The sequence below is a fragment of the Paenibacillus sp. MMO-177 genome (genome assembly GCF_037147795.1).
Taxonomy (GTDB): domain Bacteria; phylum Bacillota; class Bacilli; order Paenibacillales; family Paenibacillaceae; genus Pristimantibacillus.
Genome location: NZ_JBBCUR010000003.1, coordinates 314,980 through 331,236 on the forward strand (window position 1 = coordinate 314,980; position 16,257 = coordinate 331,236).

The 16,257-nt window shown below is 52.0% G+C and carries 18 protein-coding genes; all 18 read right to left on the reverse strand.

Features of this window, described 5'->3' with window-relative positions:
• Positions 1 to 116: 116 nt before the first annotated feature.
• On the reverse strand, positions 117 to 1,208 hold the full coding sequence (locus tag WFK81_RS12525) for a prephenate dehydrogenase (protein ID WP_336786753.1): 1,092 nt from the start codon (positions 1,206 to 1,208) through the stop codon (positions 117 to 119).
• A 4-nt stretch (positions 1,209 to 1,212) separates the two neighbouring features.
• The gene (gene hisC / locus WFK81_RS12530) at positions 1,213 to 2,310 is read right to left on the reverse strand and encodes a histidinol-phosphate transaminase (RefSeq protein WP_336786754.1); all 1,098 of its coding nucleotides are present in this window, start codon (positions 2,308 to 2,310) and stop codon (positions 1,213 to 1,215) included.
• Between the two features lie 214 nt (positions 2,311 to 2,524).
• Positions 2,525 to 3,331, reverse strand: coding sequence for a tryptophan synthase subunit alpha (gene trpA / locus WFK81_RS12535; protein WP_336786755.1), 807 nt, complete (start codon positions 3,329 to 3,331; stop codon positions 2,525 to 2,527).
• Positions 3,328 to 4,524 carry a tryptophan synthase subunit beta gene (trpB, locus tag WFK81_RS12540; protein ID WP_336786756.1) on the reverse strand — a complete coding sequence of 399 codons (1,197 nt, stop codon included), beginning with the start codon at positions 4,522 to 4,524 and terminating at the stop codon, positions 3,328 to 3,330. Before trpB ends, trpA begins: the two co-directional genes overlap by 4 nt.
• Positions 4,521 to 5,183, reverse strand: coding sequence for a phosphoribosylanthranilate isomerase (locus WFK81_RS12545; RefSeq protein ID WP_336786757.1), 663 nt, complete (start codon positions 5,181 to 5,183; stop codon positions 4,521 to 4,523). The genes trpB and WFK81_RS12545 overlap by 4 nt, the downstream gene beginning before the upstream one ends.
• A complete protein-coding gene (trpC, locus tag WFK81_RS12550) occupies positions 5,180 to 5,977 on the reverse strand; it encodes an indole-3-glycerol phosphate synthase TrpC (protein WP_336786758.1) in 798 nt (265 codons plus the stop codon). Before trpC ends, WFK81_RS12545 begins: the two co-directional genes overlap by 4 nt.
• Positions 5,967 to 7,019: an anthranilate phosphoribosyltransferase gene (gene trpD / locus WFK81_RS12555; protein WP_336786759.1), complete on the reverse strand. Its 1,053-nt coding sequence runs from the start codon at positions 7,017 to 7,019 to the stop codon at positions 5,967 to 5,969. The genes trpC and trpD overlap by 11 nt, the downstream gene beginning before the upstream one ends.
• Position 7,020: 1 nt before the next feature.
• The gene (gene trpE, locus WFK81_RS12560; RefSeq protein WP_336786760.1) at positions 7,021 to 8,583 is read right to left on the reverse strand and encodes an anthranilate synthase component I; all 1,563 of its coding nucleotides are present in this window, start codon (positions 8,581 to 8,583) and stop codon (positions 7,021 to 7,023) included.
• A 379-nt stretch (positions 8,584 to 8,962) separates the two neighbouring features.
• The gene (gene aroH, locus WFK81_RS12565) at positions 8,963 to 9,331 is read right to left on the reverse strand and encodes a chorismate mutase (RefSeq protein WP_336786761.1); all 369 of its coding nucleotides are present in this window, start codon (positions 9,329 to 9,331) and stop codon (positions 8,963 to 8,965) included.
• Positions 9,332 to 9,336: 5 nt separating this feature from the next.
• Complete coding sequence (aroB, locus tag WFK81_RS12570; RefSeq protein ID WP_336786762.1) at positions 9,337 to 10,431, reverse strand: 3-dehydroquinate synthase; 1,095 nt, start codon at positions 10,429 to 10,431, stop codon at positions 9,337 to 9,339.
• Positions 10,432 to 10,610: 179 nt separating this feature from the next.
• Positions 10,611 to 10,772 carry a hypothetical protein gene (locus tag WFK81_RS12575; protein WP_164775437.1) on the reverse strand — a complete coding sequence of 54 codons (162 nt, stop codon included), beginning with the start codon at positions 10,770 to 10,772 and terminating at the stop codon, positions 10,611 to 10,613.
• Positions 10,773 to 10,834: 62 nt separating this feature from the next.
• Positions 10,835 to 11,620, reverse strand: a complete 786-nt coding sequence (locus WFK81_RS12580; protein WP_336786763.1) for a CheR family methyltransferase — start codon at positions 11,618 to 11,620, stop codon at positions 10,835 to 10,837.
• 37 nt (positions 11,621 to 11,657) lie between these two features.
• Positions 11,658 to 12,101 (reverse strand): nucleoside-diphosphate kinase, encoded by a 444-nt coding sequence (gene ndk / locus WFK81_RS12585; RefSeq protein ID WP_336786764.1) that lies wholly within the window; start codon positions 12,099 to 12,101, stop codon positions 11,658 to 11,660.
• Between the two features lie 57 nt (positions 12,102 to 12,158).
• Complete coding sequence (locus WFK81_RS12590) at positions 12,159 to 13,133, reverse strand: polyprenyl synthetase family protein (RefSeq protein WP_336786765.1); 975 nt, start codon at positions 13,131 to 13,133, stop codon at positions 12,159 to 12,161.
• Positions 13,134 to 13,137: 4 nt separating this feature from the next.
• Entirely contained in the window at positions 13,138 to 13,998 is an 861-nt protein-coding gene (locus tag WFK81_RS12595; RefSeq protein ID WP_336786766.1) for a menaquinone biosynthesis protein, read from the reverse strand.
• Positions 13,995 to 14,624, reverse strand: coding sequence for a UbiX family flavin prenyltransferase (locus WFK81_RS12600; protein ID WP_336786767.1), 630 nt, complete (start codon positions 14,622 to 14,624; stop codon positions 13,995 to 13,997). The genes WFK81_RS12595 and WFK81_RS12600 overlap by 4 nt, the downstream gene beginning before the upstream one ends.
• Positions 14,618 to 15,493, reverse strand: coding sequence for a UbiA-like polyprenyltransferase (locus WFK81_RS12605; RefSeq protein WP_336786768.1), 876 nt, complete (start codon positions 15,491 to 15,493; stop codon positions 14,618 to 14,620). The genes WFK81_RS12600 and WFK81_RS12605 overlap by 7 nt, the downstream gene beginning before the upstream one ends.
• Positions 15,490 to 16,242 (reverse strand): demethylmenaquinone methyltransferase, encoded by a 753-nt coding sequence (locus WFK81_RS12610; protein WP_336786769.1) that lies wholly within the window; start codon positions 16,240 to 16,242, stop codon positions 15,490 to 15,492. The genes WFK81_RS12605 and WFK81_RS12610 overlap by 4 nt, the downstream gene beginning before the upstream one ends.
• Positions 16,243 to 16,257: the final 15 nt, after the last annotated feature.

Below are 16,257 nucleotides of genomic sequence, written 5' to 3' on the forward strand. Positions count from 1 at the left end.
GTATACGCTTCCACAATGTCAATGGTTTTTTTGAAAACGCTTAAACTTTTTTGTGGATTTCTACGGCTATATAAGCTTGTAAAGCCTTAATAAACAAAAAAACCTCTTTCGAGGTTTTATTGGCGAACGGTATATCCGGTTTTGCCGAGCAATTCCATCGCTTGATCCAGATCTTCCTGGGTACGGAACGATAAACGAAGCACGCCGGGAACATCTTCCCTGCTCTCGATAATATTAATGTTGCTAAGATTAATCCGGGCACTGCCCAGCTCGCTGGCAATATTGCCGATAATGCCGGGATGATCGGGTACATCCACATAACAATCGTATAAGGAATGAATCATGCCTTTACGGCGCTCCGGCAGTTTGTTGCGGAATTCTCCGGCTGTCTGGAACGCTTCCTCAATCGCATCGCCATTCAAAGACTCCAGCATCACCGCAAACTTCTCCACTTCCTCGTTCCAGTCCTTCAGAAGCTTCAGCAGAACATCGCGGTTGTTGATCAGAATATCCCGCCATACGATCGGGTCGCTTGCCGCGATTCTCGTAATGTCCCGGAAGCCGCCTGCAGCCAACAATTCGTACAAGCCGTTATTCTCATTGTAGCCGCGGACCTGATTAACGAGAGCTACGGCAATCATATGCGGTAGATGGCTGATTGCGCCTACAATCTCGTCATGCGAATTGGCATCAACGCTGACAAGATGCGCTCTTGTATGGACAAGGAGGTTTTTCAACCGTTCCAATGCTTCCGGCGGTGTAGTCTCTTCCGGCGTTAATACGTAGAACGCGTTCTCGAACAGATTCGTGGAGGCCGCTTCAACGCCCGAGCGTTCGGAGCCTGCCATGGGATGCCCGCCGATAAACGACACGCCATGCCGTTCCAGTCTTCTGCCGCACTCGGCCACCGAGGCTTTTGTACTGCCTACATCCGTTACGATGCAGCCTGGCTTCAAATCAAGCTTGCCGAGCTCCGATACGTATTCCTCAAGCTTGCCGACCGGCACGCACAGGAAAATAAAATCGGCCCCTTCGGCTGCTTCCCGCAAGGAAGTTGTCGCATAATCGACAACTCCCCGCTTCATATATTTTTCAACGGAGGACTGACGGTTCGAGTAGCCTACAACGGTAAGCTCCGGCTTGCCCTTGAAGCAAAGCGCCAAAGATCCGCCAATCAATCCTACCCCAAATATCGCGATCTTCGTCATAAGGCTATCCGCGCACCGCCGCTTCCTGCAGTACTAGCTCAAGAGCCGCGATGAACTTTTCGTTTTGCTCCGGAGTACCCACCGAGACGCGGATGTGAGTCGGATAGTACGTCCAGCGCGGTCTAACGATAACTCCTTTGCGAAGCAGCGACTGGAATACGTCAGCCGAAGGCAGCTTCGTATCCACCATGACGAAGTTGCCGTACGCCGGGAAGTAGCTTAAGCCAAGACGGTCGAAATGGCCCGACAGGTATTCAATCCCAGCACGGTTCTGCTCGCGGCAGAACGCAATAAAATCATCGTCCGCCAGAGCTGCTTTTGCTGCTGTTTGTCCAAGACGGGTCGTATTAAACGGCTCGCGAATTTGATTCATGTATTGAATAACATCCGCGTGGCCGATTCCGTAGCCGATACGCAGCGAAGCCAGACCGTAAATTTTCGAGAAGGTGCGGAGCACGATCAGATTCCGGTATTTCTTCAGCAGCTTGATGCCGTCCGGGAAACCAGGCTCGTCCACAAATTCGCAATACGCTTCATCCAATACGACCAGAACATCCTTAGGTACTTGATCAAGGAAGGCGGTAAGCTCTTCTTCTGTGACGATTGTGCCGGTCGGGTTATTCGGATTGCATACCCAAACCAGCTTGGTACGGTCCGTAATCTTGGCCAGCATCGCCGGAAGATCATGTTTACCGTTCTTCAATGGCACTTCGATAATGCGGGCATTTTCGATTTCGGCGTTATGTTTGTATTGGGAGAACGTTTCGTCGGCCATAACCGTTTCGTCTCCCGGAGCAAGATAGGTTCTTGCCAGCATAAGAATAATGTCGCTTGAGCCTGTGCCAAAAATAATCTGATTGGACTCTACTCCGTATTTTTTCGCCACAGCGGCATTAAGCTCAAAGCTGGCGCCGTCCGGATAGGTTGCAATTTGACCTAATTCATTTATGATAGCTGCTTTCGCCTGTTCCGAATAACCAAACGGGTTCTCGTTGGAAGCAAGCTTGATAACCTCGTCTAAGCCGAGCTCTCTCTTAACGTCTTCAACCGGTTTTCCCGGCTGATAAACAGGGAGATGCACGATATTGCTTTTTGGCTGCATCGCCATTCACCTCTTTGTCATATTGGCCTTATTGGCTAACCGCATGTTTTCTATTGTCTCACATCTTGTCAAGGTTTTAAAGAGTCGTCTTATGAGAAAAACTTATATTGAAGTACTTGGAGCGCACAAGGGAAACCGCCTTGCCGTCCTTTGGCAGGGGGCGCAACCGCTTTGAATATAAAAAGGACAGAGCCGGCAAGCTCTGTCCTTCAAATCAGCCCTTCAATCCGGCAACAAAGCTGCGGATATCGGCAAGTCCCTCTTCACGCTTCGAAGAGTCGCCCAATAAAGGAAGCGTTTCTTCGATTTTGCGCACGATCGCGCTGCCTACGACTACGCCGTCGCAGGTTTTCTCGAAGCGCTCCACCTGCTCGCGGCTGGAAATGCCAAACCCAACGGCAATCGGCAGATCCGTTGCTTCGCGAACCGTTGCAAGAAAGTCGTCAATTCCGCTGTGGAATTCGGCACGGACTCCCGTTACGCCTAGTGAGGATACGCAGTAGACAAAGCCGCGTGCTTTCTTGGAAATGCGGACAACGCGATCCTTCGAGGTAGGAGCGACCAGCGGAATAAGGTGAACGCCTTTCGCTTCGGCCAGCTTACGCACTTCCTCATCTTCTTCAATCGGAAGATCCGGAATAATAAGACCGCTTATGCCCTTCTCCACAACTAGATTCATAAACTCCTCCAGGCCGAATTGCAGCACCGGATTGAAATAAGTAAACAAAATAAACGGGAGCTTGACGCCGGCTTCGCGGGCTTGCGCAGCTGTCTCGATGCAATCCAGAATCGAGATGCGGTTCTTAAGCGCTCGTTCGGATGCGCGTTGAATAACGGGACCGTCCGCTAGCGGATCGGAATAAGGAACGCCAAGCTCCACGAGATCCGCGCCTGCGTGTTCAAGCTCTTTAATAATGGCGATTGATGTAGGGATATCCGGATCCCCAATCGTCAGAAACGGAATAAGTGCCGTCTTTCCTTCTTGCTTCAATTTGGCAAAAGCAGCATCAATCAAATTCATGCCTCTGCACCTCCCAGGTAACCCATGATCGCTTCCACGTCTTTATCTCCGCGTCCCGACAGGCTGACTACGACAATTTTGTCTTTATCAAGCGTTGGAGCCAGCTTAATCGTCTGAGCAATCGCGTGGGCGGATTCCAATGCCGGAATAATGCCTTCCGTGCGGGACAGCAGTTGAAGCGCGTCAAGAGCTTCCGCATCGGTAATCGGGAAGTATTCCGCGCGTCCGGAATCCTTCAAATAGGCATGCTCCGGACCGATGCCCGGATAATCAAGTCCCGCCGAGATGGAATGCGCAGGCTGAACCTGGCCGTATTTATCCTGCAGCAAGTAGCTCATCGAGCCTTGGAATACGCCGTGGCTGCCCATCGTCATCGTCGCTGCGTGCTCTTCCGTATCAATGCCGCGTCCCGCTGCTTCAACCCCAACAAGACGGACGGAATCGTCTTTAATAAACGGATAGAAAATACCGATGGCATTGCTGCCGCCGCCAACCGCCGCAACCACATAGTCCGGAAGGCGCTCTTCCGCTTCGACGATCTGCTTGCGGGATTCGTCCCCGATAATACGCTGGAAGTCGCGGACCATCATCGGATAAGGATGCGGACCCGTTGCGGAACCCAGAATGTAGAACGTATCGTCTACATGGCTGACCCAGTAGCGGAGCGTCTCGTTGCAGGCATCCTTAAGCGTGCGTGTGCCCGACATAACGGGAACAACCTCCGCTCCAAGCAGCTGCATGCGGAATACGTTCAGCTGCTGGCGCTTCATGTCTTCTTCGCCCATGAATACTTTGCATTCCAGTCCAAGCAAAGCGGCAACGGTAGCCGAAGCAACGCCGTGCTGGCCTGCGCCGGTTTCGGCAATGATTTTTGTTTTGCCCATGCGTTTGGCAAGTACGGCCTGCCCGATCGTATTGTTGATTTTGTGAGCGCCGGTATGGTTCAAATCTTCCCGCTTCAGGTAGATCTTTGCGCCGCCAAGGTGCTGGCTTAACCGTTCCGCGTAATAAAGCGGCGTCGGACGTCCCGAATATTTATGCAGAAGATCATGAACCTCCTGCTTGAAGGATTCATCCTGCGAATAATGCTTATAGGCTTCTTCGAGCTCCAGCAAAGCGTTCATCAGCGTCTCCGGTACATACCGGCCGCCGAATTTGCCAAAGCGCCCGTTCTCGTCTGGTACTTGGTTCATCGTTCTATCACCTTTCTAACGAATAGTCTAATCTTGTCGATGTCTTTGCGCCCGTCCGTTTCAACTCCGCTCGATACGTCAATACCGTCAACCGTGTTGCCTGCCAGAAGCTCTCCCACATTGCCGGGATGAAGTCCTCCGGCTACGTATAGCGGAACATGTATGGCAGCTGCCGCATTCTGATAGTCCGTTATGAGCTGCCAGTCGAAGGTTTGACCCGTACCGCCTCCGGCCGTATCAATCAGAATAGCGTCTACGACTCCCTCATAAGCGGACACCAGATCCTGTGCATCTGCGCCGTCTTTTCCGATAGAGAGTACTTTCCATACCTTCTTAACCAAGCGGTTCTTAACCAGTCGGCAAAACTCGGGTGTCTCCTGTCCATGCAGCTGCACGACATCAAGAGGCGCTTTTTCCACAATTGCCGTTAGTTCCTCTATTCCGGGATTTACGAAGACGCCTACCGTTTGGGGCGGTTCACCCTCGGCTGCCTGCAGCCGCTTGGCCGTTTCGATCAGAGCTGCAGCCGTTTCCGCATCGACCTGCCGTTTGCTTGGCGCAAACACGAATCCGATCTCATGAAAAGGAAGCCCGTTCATTTCCGCAATGGTCGCGGTATCCCTCAAGCCGCAAATTTTGATTCTTGGCGATGCCGTCATGCCCGGGTCACCGGCCCCATAAGGTCGATAACAGCCTGTCCGGCATCCGGCTGGCGCATGAAATGCTCGCCGATCAAGACGCCTTGCGCACCCACGGATTGAAGATAATCCATGTCGTTTCGTCCCGCAATGCCGCTTTCGCTTATTACCGTAACCCCTTTTGGCATGAGATCGATAAGAGCTTCCGTCGTGCGAAGATCCGTTACGAAGGACTTCAGGTCACGGTTATTAACGCCAATCAGGGTCGCTTTATCAAGCTCCAGAACCCGTTCCAGCTCCTCGCGGTCATGAACCTCCACAAGAACGTCCATGCCAAGCGATTTTGCCGTGTCATACAGCTCCGACAGCTCGGAAGATGTTAGAATTGCTGCTATTAATAGTACCGCATCCGCTCCGATAACACGAGCCTCGTATACCTGGCGGTAATCGATAATAAAATCTTTGCGGAGCAGCGGATTGCTGACCTTCTCCTTGATCAGGGTCAAGTAATCATTGGAGCCTTGGAAATAATCGCGGTCCGTCAGAACCGAAATACAATCCGCGCCCGCGCGCTCATAAGCGGCCGCAAGTTCGGAAGGATGAAAATCCGGACGGATAAGTCCTTTGGAAGGAGATGCCTTCTTCACTTCCGCAATCAGACCGATATCCCGTTTGCGGCCCGCCGTTAGCGCACGCTCAAAGCCGCGGCATTCGGGAAGCGAAGCGATTTTGCGTTCATACTCGGATAGCTGGAAGCCCGAAGCGAGATGAGCAACCTCTTCCCGCTTCGTTACTACGATTTTATCAAGAAACATGAGTCAACTCTCCTGTCGTCTGAATAAGCTTTTGCAATTGCCGATTTGCCATGCCCGAATCAATCATTTCGGCAGCCAGCGCAACACCCTCGCGGAGAGAATCCGCATAGCCGCCTACATAAATGCATGCCCCTGCGTTAGCAAGCACGATATCGCGGTACGCCCCGCGTTGTTCGCCGCTGAAGATCCCGCGGATCAACGCCGCATTGGTCTCCGGATCTCCGCCAATCACTTCGGAGATCGGATAGCGGGAGAGTCCCAGCTCTTCCGGAGTCAGTTCATAGGTCGCCACTTCGCCGCCGCGCAGCTCGGAAATTTGGGTTGGCGCCGAAATGCTGATCTCATCCAATCCGTCCACGCTGCTGACAACCATCGCCCGCTTCACGCCCAGTTCGTTTAATACGGCTGCGATGGTAGACGTTTTGGTACGGTCATACAAACCGATCAGCTGACGGTCGGCGCCAGCCGGATTCGTTAAAGGACCAAGCATATTAAAGATCGTGCGGACGCCAAGCTCGCGGCGCGGTGCAGCCGCATGGCGGAGAGATGGATGATACAGCTGAGCGAACATGAAGCAGATGCCGATCTGATTCAGGCATTCGGATGCTTGCTCCGGAGTTAACGAAATGTTGACGCCTAGTGCTTCGAGCACATCCGCGCTGCCCGCTTTGCCGGACATCGCCCGGTTCCCGTGCTTCGCTACGCGAATGCCGGCCGCCGAAGCGATAATAGCGGAAGCCGTGGAAATATTGAACTTATGAATACCGGAGCCGCCCGTTCCGCAAGTATCGAGCAGGCCTTCCTGCTTCGTCTGCACATGGCTCGAATGCTTGCGCATCGCTTCCGCAAATCCCGTAATCTCGTCCTTCGTCTCGCCCTTCATGCGCAGAGCTGTGGCTACGCCAGCAATTTGCGAAGGCGTCGCATTGCCGCTCATAATAATATCCATCACGGACCTAGCTTCTTCGCGAGTCAGATCGGTGCTGCCCATCAGCTTGTTTAAAGCTCCTTGCATCGTTACCTGTTCTGTCACCAAACTCATTTTACAACACCTCTCCGCTTGTTACATAGTAGTCCGCGTTAACCGCCTGTTCAGCCGAACTCTTCCGTTTGCCAAAAATCGCTTCCGCAGCGCGGATCGCCTTAAGGCTTGCTTTTGCTTTATTAACCGTCTCCATATATTCGCTCTCCGGAACGGAATCCCATACGATCCCTGCTCCGCTCTGAACATAAGCTTTGCCGTTCTTGAACACAATGGTCCGAATCGTAATGCATGTATCCAGCGATCCGCCGAATCCGAGATAACCGATTGCCCCTGCATAAGCGCCTCGTGCTTCGTTCTCGAGCTCGGCGATAATCTCCATCGCCCGAAGCTTGGGAGCGCCGGATACCGTACCGGCCGGCAGACAGGACAGGAAAGCGTCGAAGAAGTCTTTGTCCTCGCGAAGCTTGCCGGATACGTTGGACACGATGTGCATAACATGCGAGTAACGCTCAATCTCCATATAAGCATCGCAGCGTACCGAACCGAATTCTGATACGCGCCCGATATCGTTGCGCCCAAGGTCAACCAGCATCAGATGCTCCGCGCGTTCCTTCTCGTCGGCAAGCAATTCCAGCTCAAGCGCCTTATCTTCCTCCGGCGTCTTGCCGCGCGGTCTTGTTCCGGCAATCGGGCGGGTCTCGACTTTGCGGTCTCCGTTAACCTTTACGAGCGCTTCAGGCGATGTGCCTACGATTACTTCGTCTCCCATTTTCAAATAGTACATATAAGGAGACGGGTTCATCGTCCGAAGCACGCGGTACACATGAAGCGGATCCACCTCGGTTTCGATGCTGAAGCGCTGAGACAAGACAACTTGGAAAATATCGCCGGCGCGGATATATTCCTTCGCCTGGTCAACGTTCGAGATAAACTGTTCCTTCGTCAGGTTGGACTGTACATCGCCAAGCTCGGGATCAACCGGGATCGACGAACCCGACATTACCGGAACCGTAATCGGCTGCTGCACGCGCTCGATCGTAGCTTCGATCTTGGCTACCGCACGGTTATAAGCCTTTTCGATTTCCGCGTTGGTTGCCGACTGAGGGATATGAACATTCCCGATAATTTGCAGCTGCTGCTTGAAGTGATCAAAGACGATAACCTGGTCGCAGAACATGAATTGCAAATCATTCATTTGCAAGTCGTCAATGCGGTGTGCCGGGAGGTTCTCGTAATATTGGAGCAGATCATATCCGAAATATCCGATCGCGCCGCCCGTAAACGGCGGGAGCTCCGGCAGCGACGGGCTGCGGAAGCCGCGAAGCTGAGCCTTCAAAAGCTCAATCGGCTTCTCGTCGAACACTTGCTTCTCGCCGTTATGCTCCAGCACCATCTTGCCGTTCTTCCCGTAGAGCATCATGAAAGGATCCGTCCCGATGAATGAATATCTCGCCCATTTCACTCCGCCCTCCACGCTCTCAAGCAGGAACGCGTGCTGCTCCTTCGCAAAATGCTGGAACAGCCTGATTGGTGTTTCCGTATCCGCAAGCATATAGCGTACGATCGGAATAATATTGTATTGGTCGGCCAGCTTCGTTACTTGCTGCAATTCATTTGTCATGGGGGGTTCCTCCTCTTGGTACTCGCTACTTGGTTAGAAGGGCATTAAAAAAGCCCCTGCCGGGAGCAGGGGCGTTGAATGTATGGATGATGACAAATAAGATTGCGAACAAAATAAAGAATAGACCTACGGCGCACGTTAGCGATGCTATCTCCTGCGCTTGGCTGCGGTGAACAAGCCTTCTATTCTCAACTGTCCTGCACTCGTCTCTGCTTAACTCATCTCTACTCAACTCAAAGCCTGCTACCTAATTTGAAACGGCAGCGCCATCCTGTGATGACGTTCGCGTTTCCTCTAAAACCTGTCTCTTCATTTGCTGCTCTTCTCTTGCCTAACTATTGTTAGTTCTCAATATACTACCGATTGGGGACCGCGTCAATCAGGATTTTGACAAATCCGGACGAAGCACGCGCGCGCCTCCAAGATAGACATGGTTAATTTCCGCTTGGCTTTTGTCCGTATTCAGATGAATCATAAATCGGACGCAGCGCTCAAGACTTCCCTTCACCGGCACTTCCAGCGCGCACATTAAAGGCACAAGATCCCACCCGCTCATCTGACGGATCGCAATAGCCGGGAATGTAGCGTCCAAATCTTGCGTTACGGTAATAAACACGCTCGCGATATCATCCGGCACGATATCGTTTTGTTTCACAACCTCTTGCAAGAGCTCCAGCGTCGCCTGCAGAATCGGCTCTTTTTCATTAACGTCAACGGTGATGGCACCGCGAATCCCTCTAACTGTCATCCCTTTTACGCCTCCAGTTTCAATTGCTCAACGATGTCCCGTACCCATGCGGACTGAACATCCTTCTTGATTTCCACTTTGCCGATCTCGGTAGGCACAACAAATACCATCGTGCTCTCGCTGAACTTCTTGTCATGCATCATCGCATCCATAATGGCATCGACGTCGAAATGCGCCGGAAGCTTCACCGGCAGTCCAACCTTGGACAATACGCGCTTTGTGGTGGTGTAAACCTCTTCAGACGCACCGTAACGCAATCCCAGTCTTGCCGAGCCGATCATGCCGATGGAAATGGCTTCCCCATGCAAAAGCTCGCCATAGCCGGCCACCGCTTCAAGCGCGTGCCCGATCGTATGGCCCAGGTTCAGAATCGCGCGAAGGTCATTCTCGCGCTCGTCTTTAGATACTACGGCTGCCTTTACGCTGCAGCCTTTATAGAGGGCATATCCAAGCGCATCCGGTTCAAGCGCGAGCAGACGGTCTGCATTTTCTTCGCACCATGCCGTAAATTCCGCATCCCAGATTAGTCCGTGCTTCACAACTTCCGATAAGCCGGCGCTGACATCCCTCGGAGGCAGCGATTGCAGCGTATTTAGATCGTACAGCACCATTTCGGGCTGATGGAATGCGCCGATAATGTTCTTCGCAAGCGGATGATTAACCGCAACCTTGCCGCCAACGCTTGAGTCGTGGGCAAGAATCGTTGTAGGGATCTGTACGAACTTAACTCCGCGCATATAGGATGCCGCCACGAATCCGGCCAGATCCCCAACAACGCCGCCTCCAAGCGCAACAATCGTCGATTTGCGGTCAAGGCCTGCTTCAAGCGCTTTTGTAACCAGGCTTTCCAGCATCGACAACGATTTGGAGCTTTCGCCCGCAGGAATAACCGCACTTGCGACGGAGAAACCGCCTTCGCGGAGATTGCTCTCAAGCGGTTCCAAATATTGAGGCGCAACATGTTCGTCCGTAATAATAAGCAGAGGCGATTTCAAGCTGATCTGATGCTTCTTGAAATACGCTGCCGCCTCCTGCAAAAGACCTTCACCGATATAAATGGGATAAGAGCGTTCGCCTAGCTCAACTTTCAGTTCGCGCATGATCTGTACCATCCTAACTGTTCATATTCCGGGCTTTTGTTATGTAAACATCTTTGCTCATTATAGTACAGGCTTCAGGCTTTGACAAGAAATGCGGCAGCTCTTAAATACGTAAAAAGGCGGATGCCAAAGCCATTTCTGGCCCCAGCATCCGCCTTTCGGGCGGCTATGGAAAAGCGTTAGCTGTTCACAAAGCGCTTGCTTGTTTCCCGGTCTGCCTTCACAGCCATCTGACTCATCAGATTAGGAAGCTGACGGCTGTCGAGACCGAGAATTTGAGCGCATTCTTGAATGGATATGATCCCGCTTCGGTAAGCATGAATCACTTGTCGCTTGTCCATCTTCATCCTCCAATAAAAGATCGGTTGCCTTTAGTATTGGAGCGGACGGAAATCGGTATACATTAGCCGGTAATTCTTCTGTAGAAGAACGTGTCGGCCGACTCAAAGCCATATTGGGAAGGAGAGAAAATCTGCTCCGTGCTTCCGACGAACAGGAGTCCTCCGGGCCGAAGCGCGCTTGCGAATTTTTGATATAATAAGTGCTTGGCTTCTTCCGTGAAATAAATCATCACATTACGGCAGACGATCAGATCAAAGGACTGCTCGAAAGCATCATGAAGCAGATTCTGCTGCTTAAACGTGATCGCGTTCTTAAGCTTATCCGATACGGCGTACATCCCATGATCCGGCTGGAAATACTTCTGCTTGTAGGCAGCCGGGACATCCCGCAAGGAGCGCTCCAAATACTGCCCTTCTTTCGCTTTTTCCAGTACAACGGAATCCAGGTCGGTCGCCAGCAAAGATGTTTTATGAAGAGCGTCAAGCTCCGACAGAATCATTGCAATCGTGTACGGCTCTTCTCCCGTCGAACAAGCGGCACTCCATACCTTAAGCCTCTCTCCCCGCTGAAGCATCTCCGGCAGGAAGCGGCTTTGCAGCACTTCCCACCGGTTCGGGTTCCTCCAGAATTCGGACACGTTAATGGTCATGCGGTCCAAAAATTCGTTCAGCAGGCTCCGGTCCTGTTCAATAGCTTTCCAGTAGGCCTCAAACGTCTGATACCCGTGCTTCTGGCGAAGCGTCGTCAGACGGCGCTTCATCTGGGCTTCTTTATACTGCGACAAATCGATATTGGTCTTAGCCTTCATTCTTTGGATAAAATGATCGAAATCCAAATCCTCCGACATGGACGCCTCCTGTTGTAACTACAGCGTTATGTATGGCTTAGATCCAGCGCTGTACGGTATGTTCGTATTCCACCAGCTGCTCAGGCGAGAAGAAATTCGCGATTTCCCTTGCCGCGCTTTCCGGAGAATCCGAGCCATGAATCAAATTCAAATTCGTATGTACGGCAAAATCCGAACGAATCGTGCCAGGCAGCGCGTCGACCGCATCCGTCTTGCCAATCATGGCACGCGTGAGGGCGATAACATTATCCCCTTGCCATACCATCGCAAAGACCGGGCCGGCTGTAATAAAGTTCAACAGCGGCTCGTAAAAGGGTTTGCCTTGATGTTCGGCATAATGGGTTTCTGCAAGTTCTCTGCTGACAACCATAAACTTGGCAGCAACCAGCTTCAGGCCTTTGCGTTCAAACCGCGTCACAATCTCGCCTATAAGGCCGCGTTGAACGCCATCTGGCTTAATCATCAAAAATGTTCTTTCCATAACGCTACCTCCTAAAAGAATTGTGAAGCAATTCTTACTTCGTAAGCATTGCATTCCCTAGTAGTTGCGCTTTCCTACGAAATGCGCAATGTCAATCAGATTCTTCTTCGCTCCGATACCCGGCAATCCCTCTAAAGCGGCCAAAGCTTTTTTCGTATAATCATTTGCCAGCTGATCAGCCAGCTGAATGCCCTTGCTGCTTTTGATCAGCGAAATGGCCGGTTTGGTATCAACATTCCCGTTATGCTCGCGGATAATCCGTATTTGCTCCAGCAAAGGCTCACGAACTTTGTCATCCTTCAAGGCGAGAATGACAGGCAGCGTAATGTTTCCTTGCCGGATATCCGAACCCGGAGGCTTGCCGATCTGCTTTTCCGTGCCGAACAAATCCAGCATGTCGTCACGAATCTGGAAGGTCATTCCGACATTATAACCGTAACGGTACAGCCGGTTGACCGTAACGCGGTCCGCCCCTGCCGCGGCAGCGCCAAGCTGGCAGCTGATCGCGATAAGAAGTGCCGTCTTGCGGCGGATGCGCAGCAAATAATCGCGAATCGTTTGCTCGGTATTAAAGAAATACCGGATTTGCTCCATCTCCCCGATACTCATCTGCACAAGAGATTTCGAGAGCATCTGATGGATAAACGGATCATCCAGCTCTGTTGCTATCGTGAGCGCCCTGCCGAAAATATAATCGCCCGTATACATGGCAATCCGGTTATCCCATTTGGATTTGACGGTCAGCTGACCGCGCCGCGTCGATGCATCGTCAATGACATCGTCATGCACCAAGGAAGACATATGGATGAGTTCAAGAGGCACGGCTACTTTTGTCAGTTTATCAAGATCGTATTGGCCGAACTTGCCCGAAAGAAGCACGAATACGGGGCGAAGCCGTTTCCCCCCTGCCTTCAGCAGGTGAAGAGACGTCTCGCTAAGCAGCTCATCGCCGAACGATATGCTTCGTTCCAGCTCTTGCTCGATTCGGGACATATCGCCTTTTAACTTTGCAAAAATGTCTAATAGTTTCATTCTTTCACCTGTTCGGCAGAGATTCTTCTTTATAAAAGTGCAGGTTCACGTCGTGATCGAGCAAGCCAAGCTCCTTGGCATACCGGAAATACAAGGAAAGGCCTTCCTGCTGCTTTGGTCCAAAGTCGTAATTAAGGCAAGTAAAGTACATTTGCCAATAAGCCGGATCGCCGCCAAGCTGCTCCATTGCCTTCTGAATAAGCGGCGTTAGATCGCCAATGCTTTTCTCCTTGCTGGCGGTAAAAGCCTTGAACAAACGCTCGAAAGCTTCCGGCGATTGTTCCACGGCTTCCTTCCGCGCCGCCACAACGGCGTATGTCATTGCCAGCCCCGTCCACTGATTCCACACTTCTCCCAGGTCGATTACGGTCAAGCCTTTGTTCTCCCAAGACTCCCGGATAGCAGGATCGCCGATCAGGAGAGCGCCATCGGCCCATTCCAGCATCCGGTCAAGATCCGGCTCGGCCGGCTCGTATTCGGGCTGAAGCTCATAATGCTTTTTCATTAATATTTTCAGCAGGTTGACCGATGTTGCCGACGTTGTAGTAACGGCGATCCGCTCCGGCGGAGACTGCTCAATCGGTTTTTTTAGGAACAGAAGGATGGAGTTTACTTTTCCCTCCGACCCTACCGATAAATGCGGCAGAAGAACGTAATCCTTATCGTTCATGCCGTAAGCAAAGGAAGATACAGCCGAAACTTGTATCTCCCCTTCACGCAGCAGCCGGTTTAATTCTGCCGGCACCTTCAGCACAATATCAATGCCGGCTTGCTCGGTATAGTCCTCTAAATAATGAAAAAGCGGCCATGCATTCGCATAATCGATTCGGCCGACACGAAGCGGATGATTCAGTCTGCCCGTCATGTAAGGTCATCTCCCCATCTTCTGAATAATTGATGCTCGATCGACATGCTATCGAGCACTTTGCCGACAAGGAAATTAATCATTTCATCCATCGATTGCGGTTTATAATAAAAGGCCGGCATTGCCGGAATGATTCTTACCCCAAGCCGAGCAAGTGTGAGCATGTTCTCCAAATGTATGGCATGCAGCGGCGTCTCGCGCGGAACAATAATGAGCTTGCGCCCTTCCTTCAGCATGACATCCGCCGCGCGGGTTAACAAGTCGTCCGAAATCCCTCTTGCCATCGAGGCGAGAGAGCCCATCGAGCAAGGCACTATCGCCATGCCTTCTACCTGGAAGGAGCCGCTTGCAATGCTGGCGCCGATGTCGGCATTCGGATGGAATACCAGCCGGCCAGCCGTTACGGCCTCACCGAACCGCTGCTCCAGCGCAGCCTGCCGGCGCGATGTGTCCCAGCCCAGTTCTTCCTTCAGTACGCGCCAACCCGCTTCGGTCACCACGACATGAACGAGGTAATTCGCCTGAAGCAATTCTTCGATCAACCGGATTCCGTAGATCGCCCCGCTAGCCCCGGTTATCCCAACTACCCAGCGTTTAGGTTTTGCCGCTCCGTAAGATTCTACCATTGGTGCACCACCAGCAGATCAAACATCGCAAATACGAACAAAACAACGCTAAGCGTGCCGTTCATGCCGAAAAAGGCAATTTGCACGCGGGACAGATCATTCGGCCGTACCAGCCAGTGCTGATAGAAGAGCATCAGTATCGAAGCGATGGTACCAATAAGGTACACCCAGCTCAGCTCTGTCATCCAGAACAAGGCGAAGAAGCCGATAGCCGTTACAATATGGAAGCCTCTAGCGATCCACAAAGCACCGGAAAGACCGAATCGCGCGGGAATCGAATGAAGGCCGCTGTCGCGGTCATATTCGTAATCCTGCGTTGCGTATACGATATCGAAGCCCGCGATCCAAAGGGCAACGGTGAAATACAACACCCATGCCGCGGCATTGAGCGACCCCGTTACGGCAACCCAGCCGCCAAGCGGAGACAGGCCGATCGTAAGGCCAAGGAATACATGGCAGAGCCAGGTAAATCTTTTCATATAAGAATACAGAACCAGCATCACAACCGCAATCGGCATCAGCTTCATTGCAATGGGATCCAGGTTTGCCGCTGCTATAAACAGCAGGGCAAAGGAAACGATAATAAATAAGATAACCTCGAACGATTTCAATAAACCTGCCGGCAATGCCCGCTGCGCCGTTCTTGGGTTAGCTTTGTCGATTGCTTTGTCGATCACCCGGTTAAGGCTCATGGCCGCGCTGCGTGCGCCAACCATCGCAAGCGCAATCCAACCAATCTCGCCCCAGGAAGGCAGTCGCTTCTCAACCGCTAATGTACCAAGAACAGCTCCCAAAAAAGCAAATGGAAGAGCAAATACGGAATGTTCAAATTTTATCATTTCCAAAATAATGCGTAATTTGCGAATCATTGCTGCGATTTCTCCTTTGTACCGATGTGAAGCGCCGCAATTCCGCCTGTAAGCGGATAGGCCTGTACCTCACGCAGTCCGGCTTGCCGGAATAACTCGGATAACTGGTTGGCGTCCGGGAACAGCTTCAGGGAATCCGGAAGCCATTTGTATTCTTCAAAGCGCTTCGCCACCCATTTTCCGATCATCGGAAGCATCCGTTCAAAGTATAAATAGTACATCCCTTTAAACGGCTGCCACATTGGCTTGGACAGCTCGAGGCATACTACCATGCCGCCCGGCTTCACAACGCGCTCCATTTCCTTGAGCACCTGCAAGTAATCCGGAACGTTGCGGAGGCCAAAACCGATCGTTACATAATCGAAAGAGTTGTCGGCAAAGGGCAGCTCCATCGCATTTCCCTGAACAAGCGTAATCTGCTTGTTCAAGCCTTCGCCATTTACCTTAACGGCGCCGACGTCCAGCATGTTCTGGCTGAAATCGAGTCCGGTGACTTGCCCGGTTCCGCTTGCTTTCGCAAGCGCTATCGTCCAGTCGCAAGTGCCGCAGCATAAATCCAGCGCGGTCTGCCCCGGCTGCACGTTCATTTTGCGCATCGTAAATTTCCGCCACGCCTTATGTCTGCGAAAGCTTAGCAGATCGTTCATCATATCGTACTTTGGCGCAATGTTCTCGAACAGCGCATGCACATGTTCTTTCGAACTAGAGCCGGAGCCTGAACTTGAACCAGAGCTTGTGTTTGCATTCATCTGTCTTATCCCTCG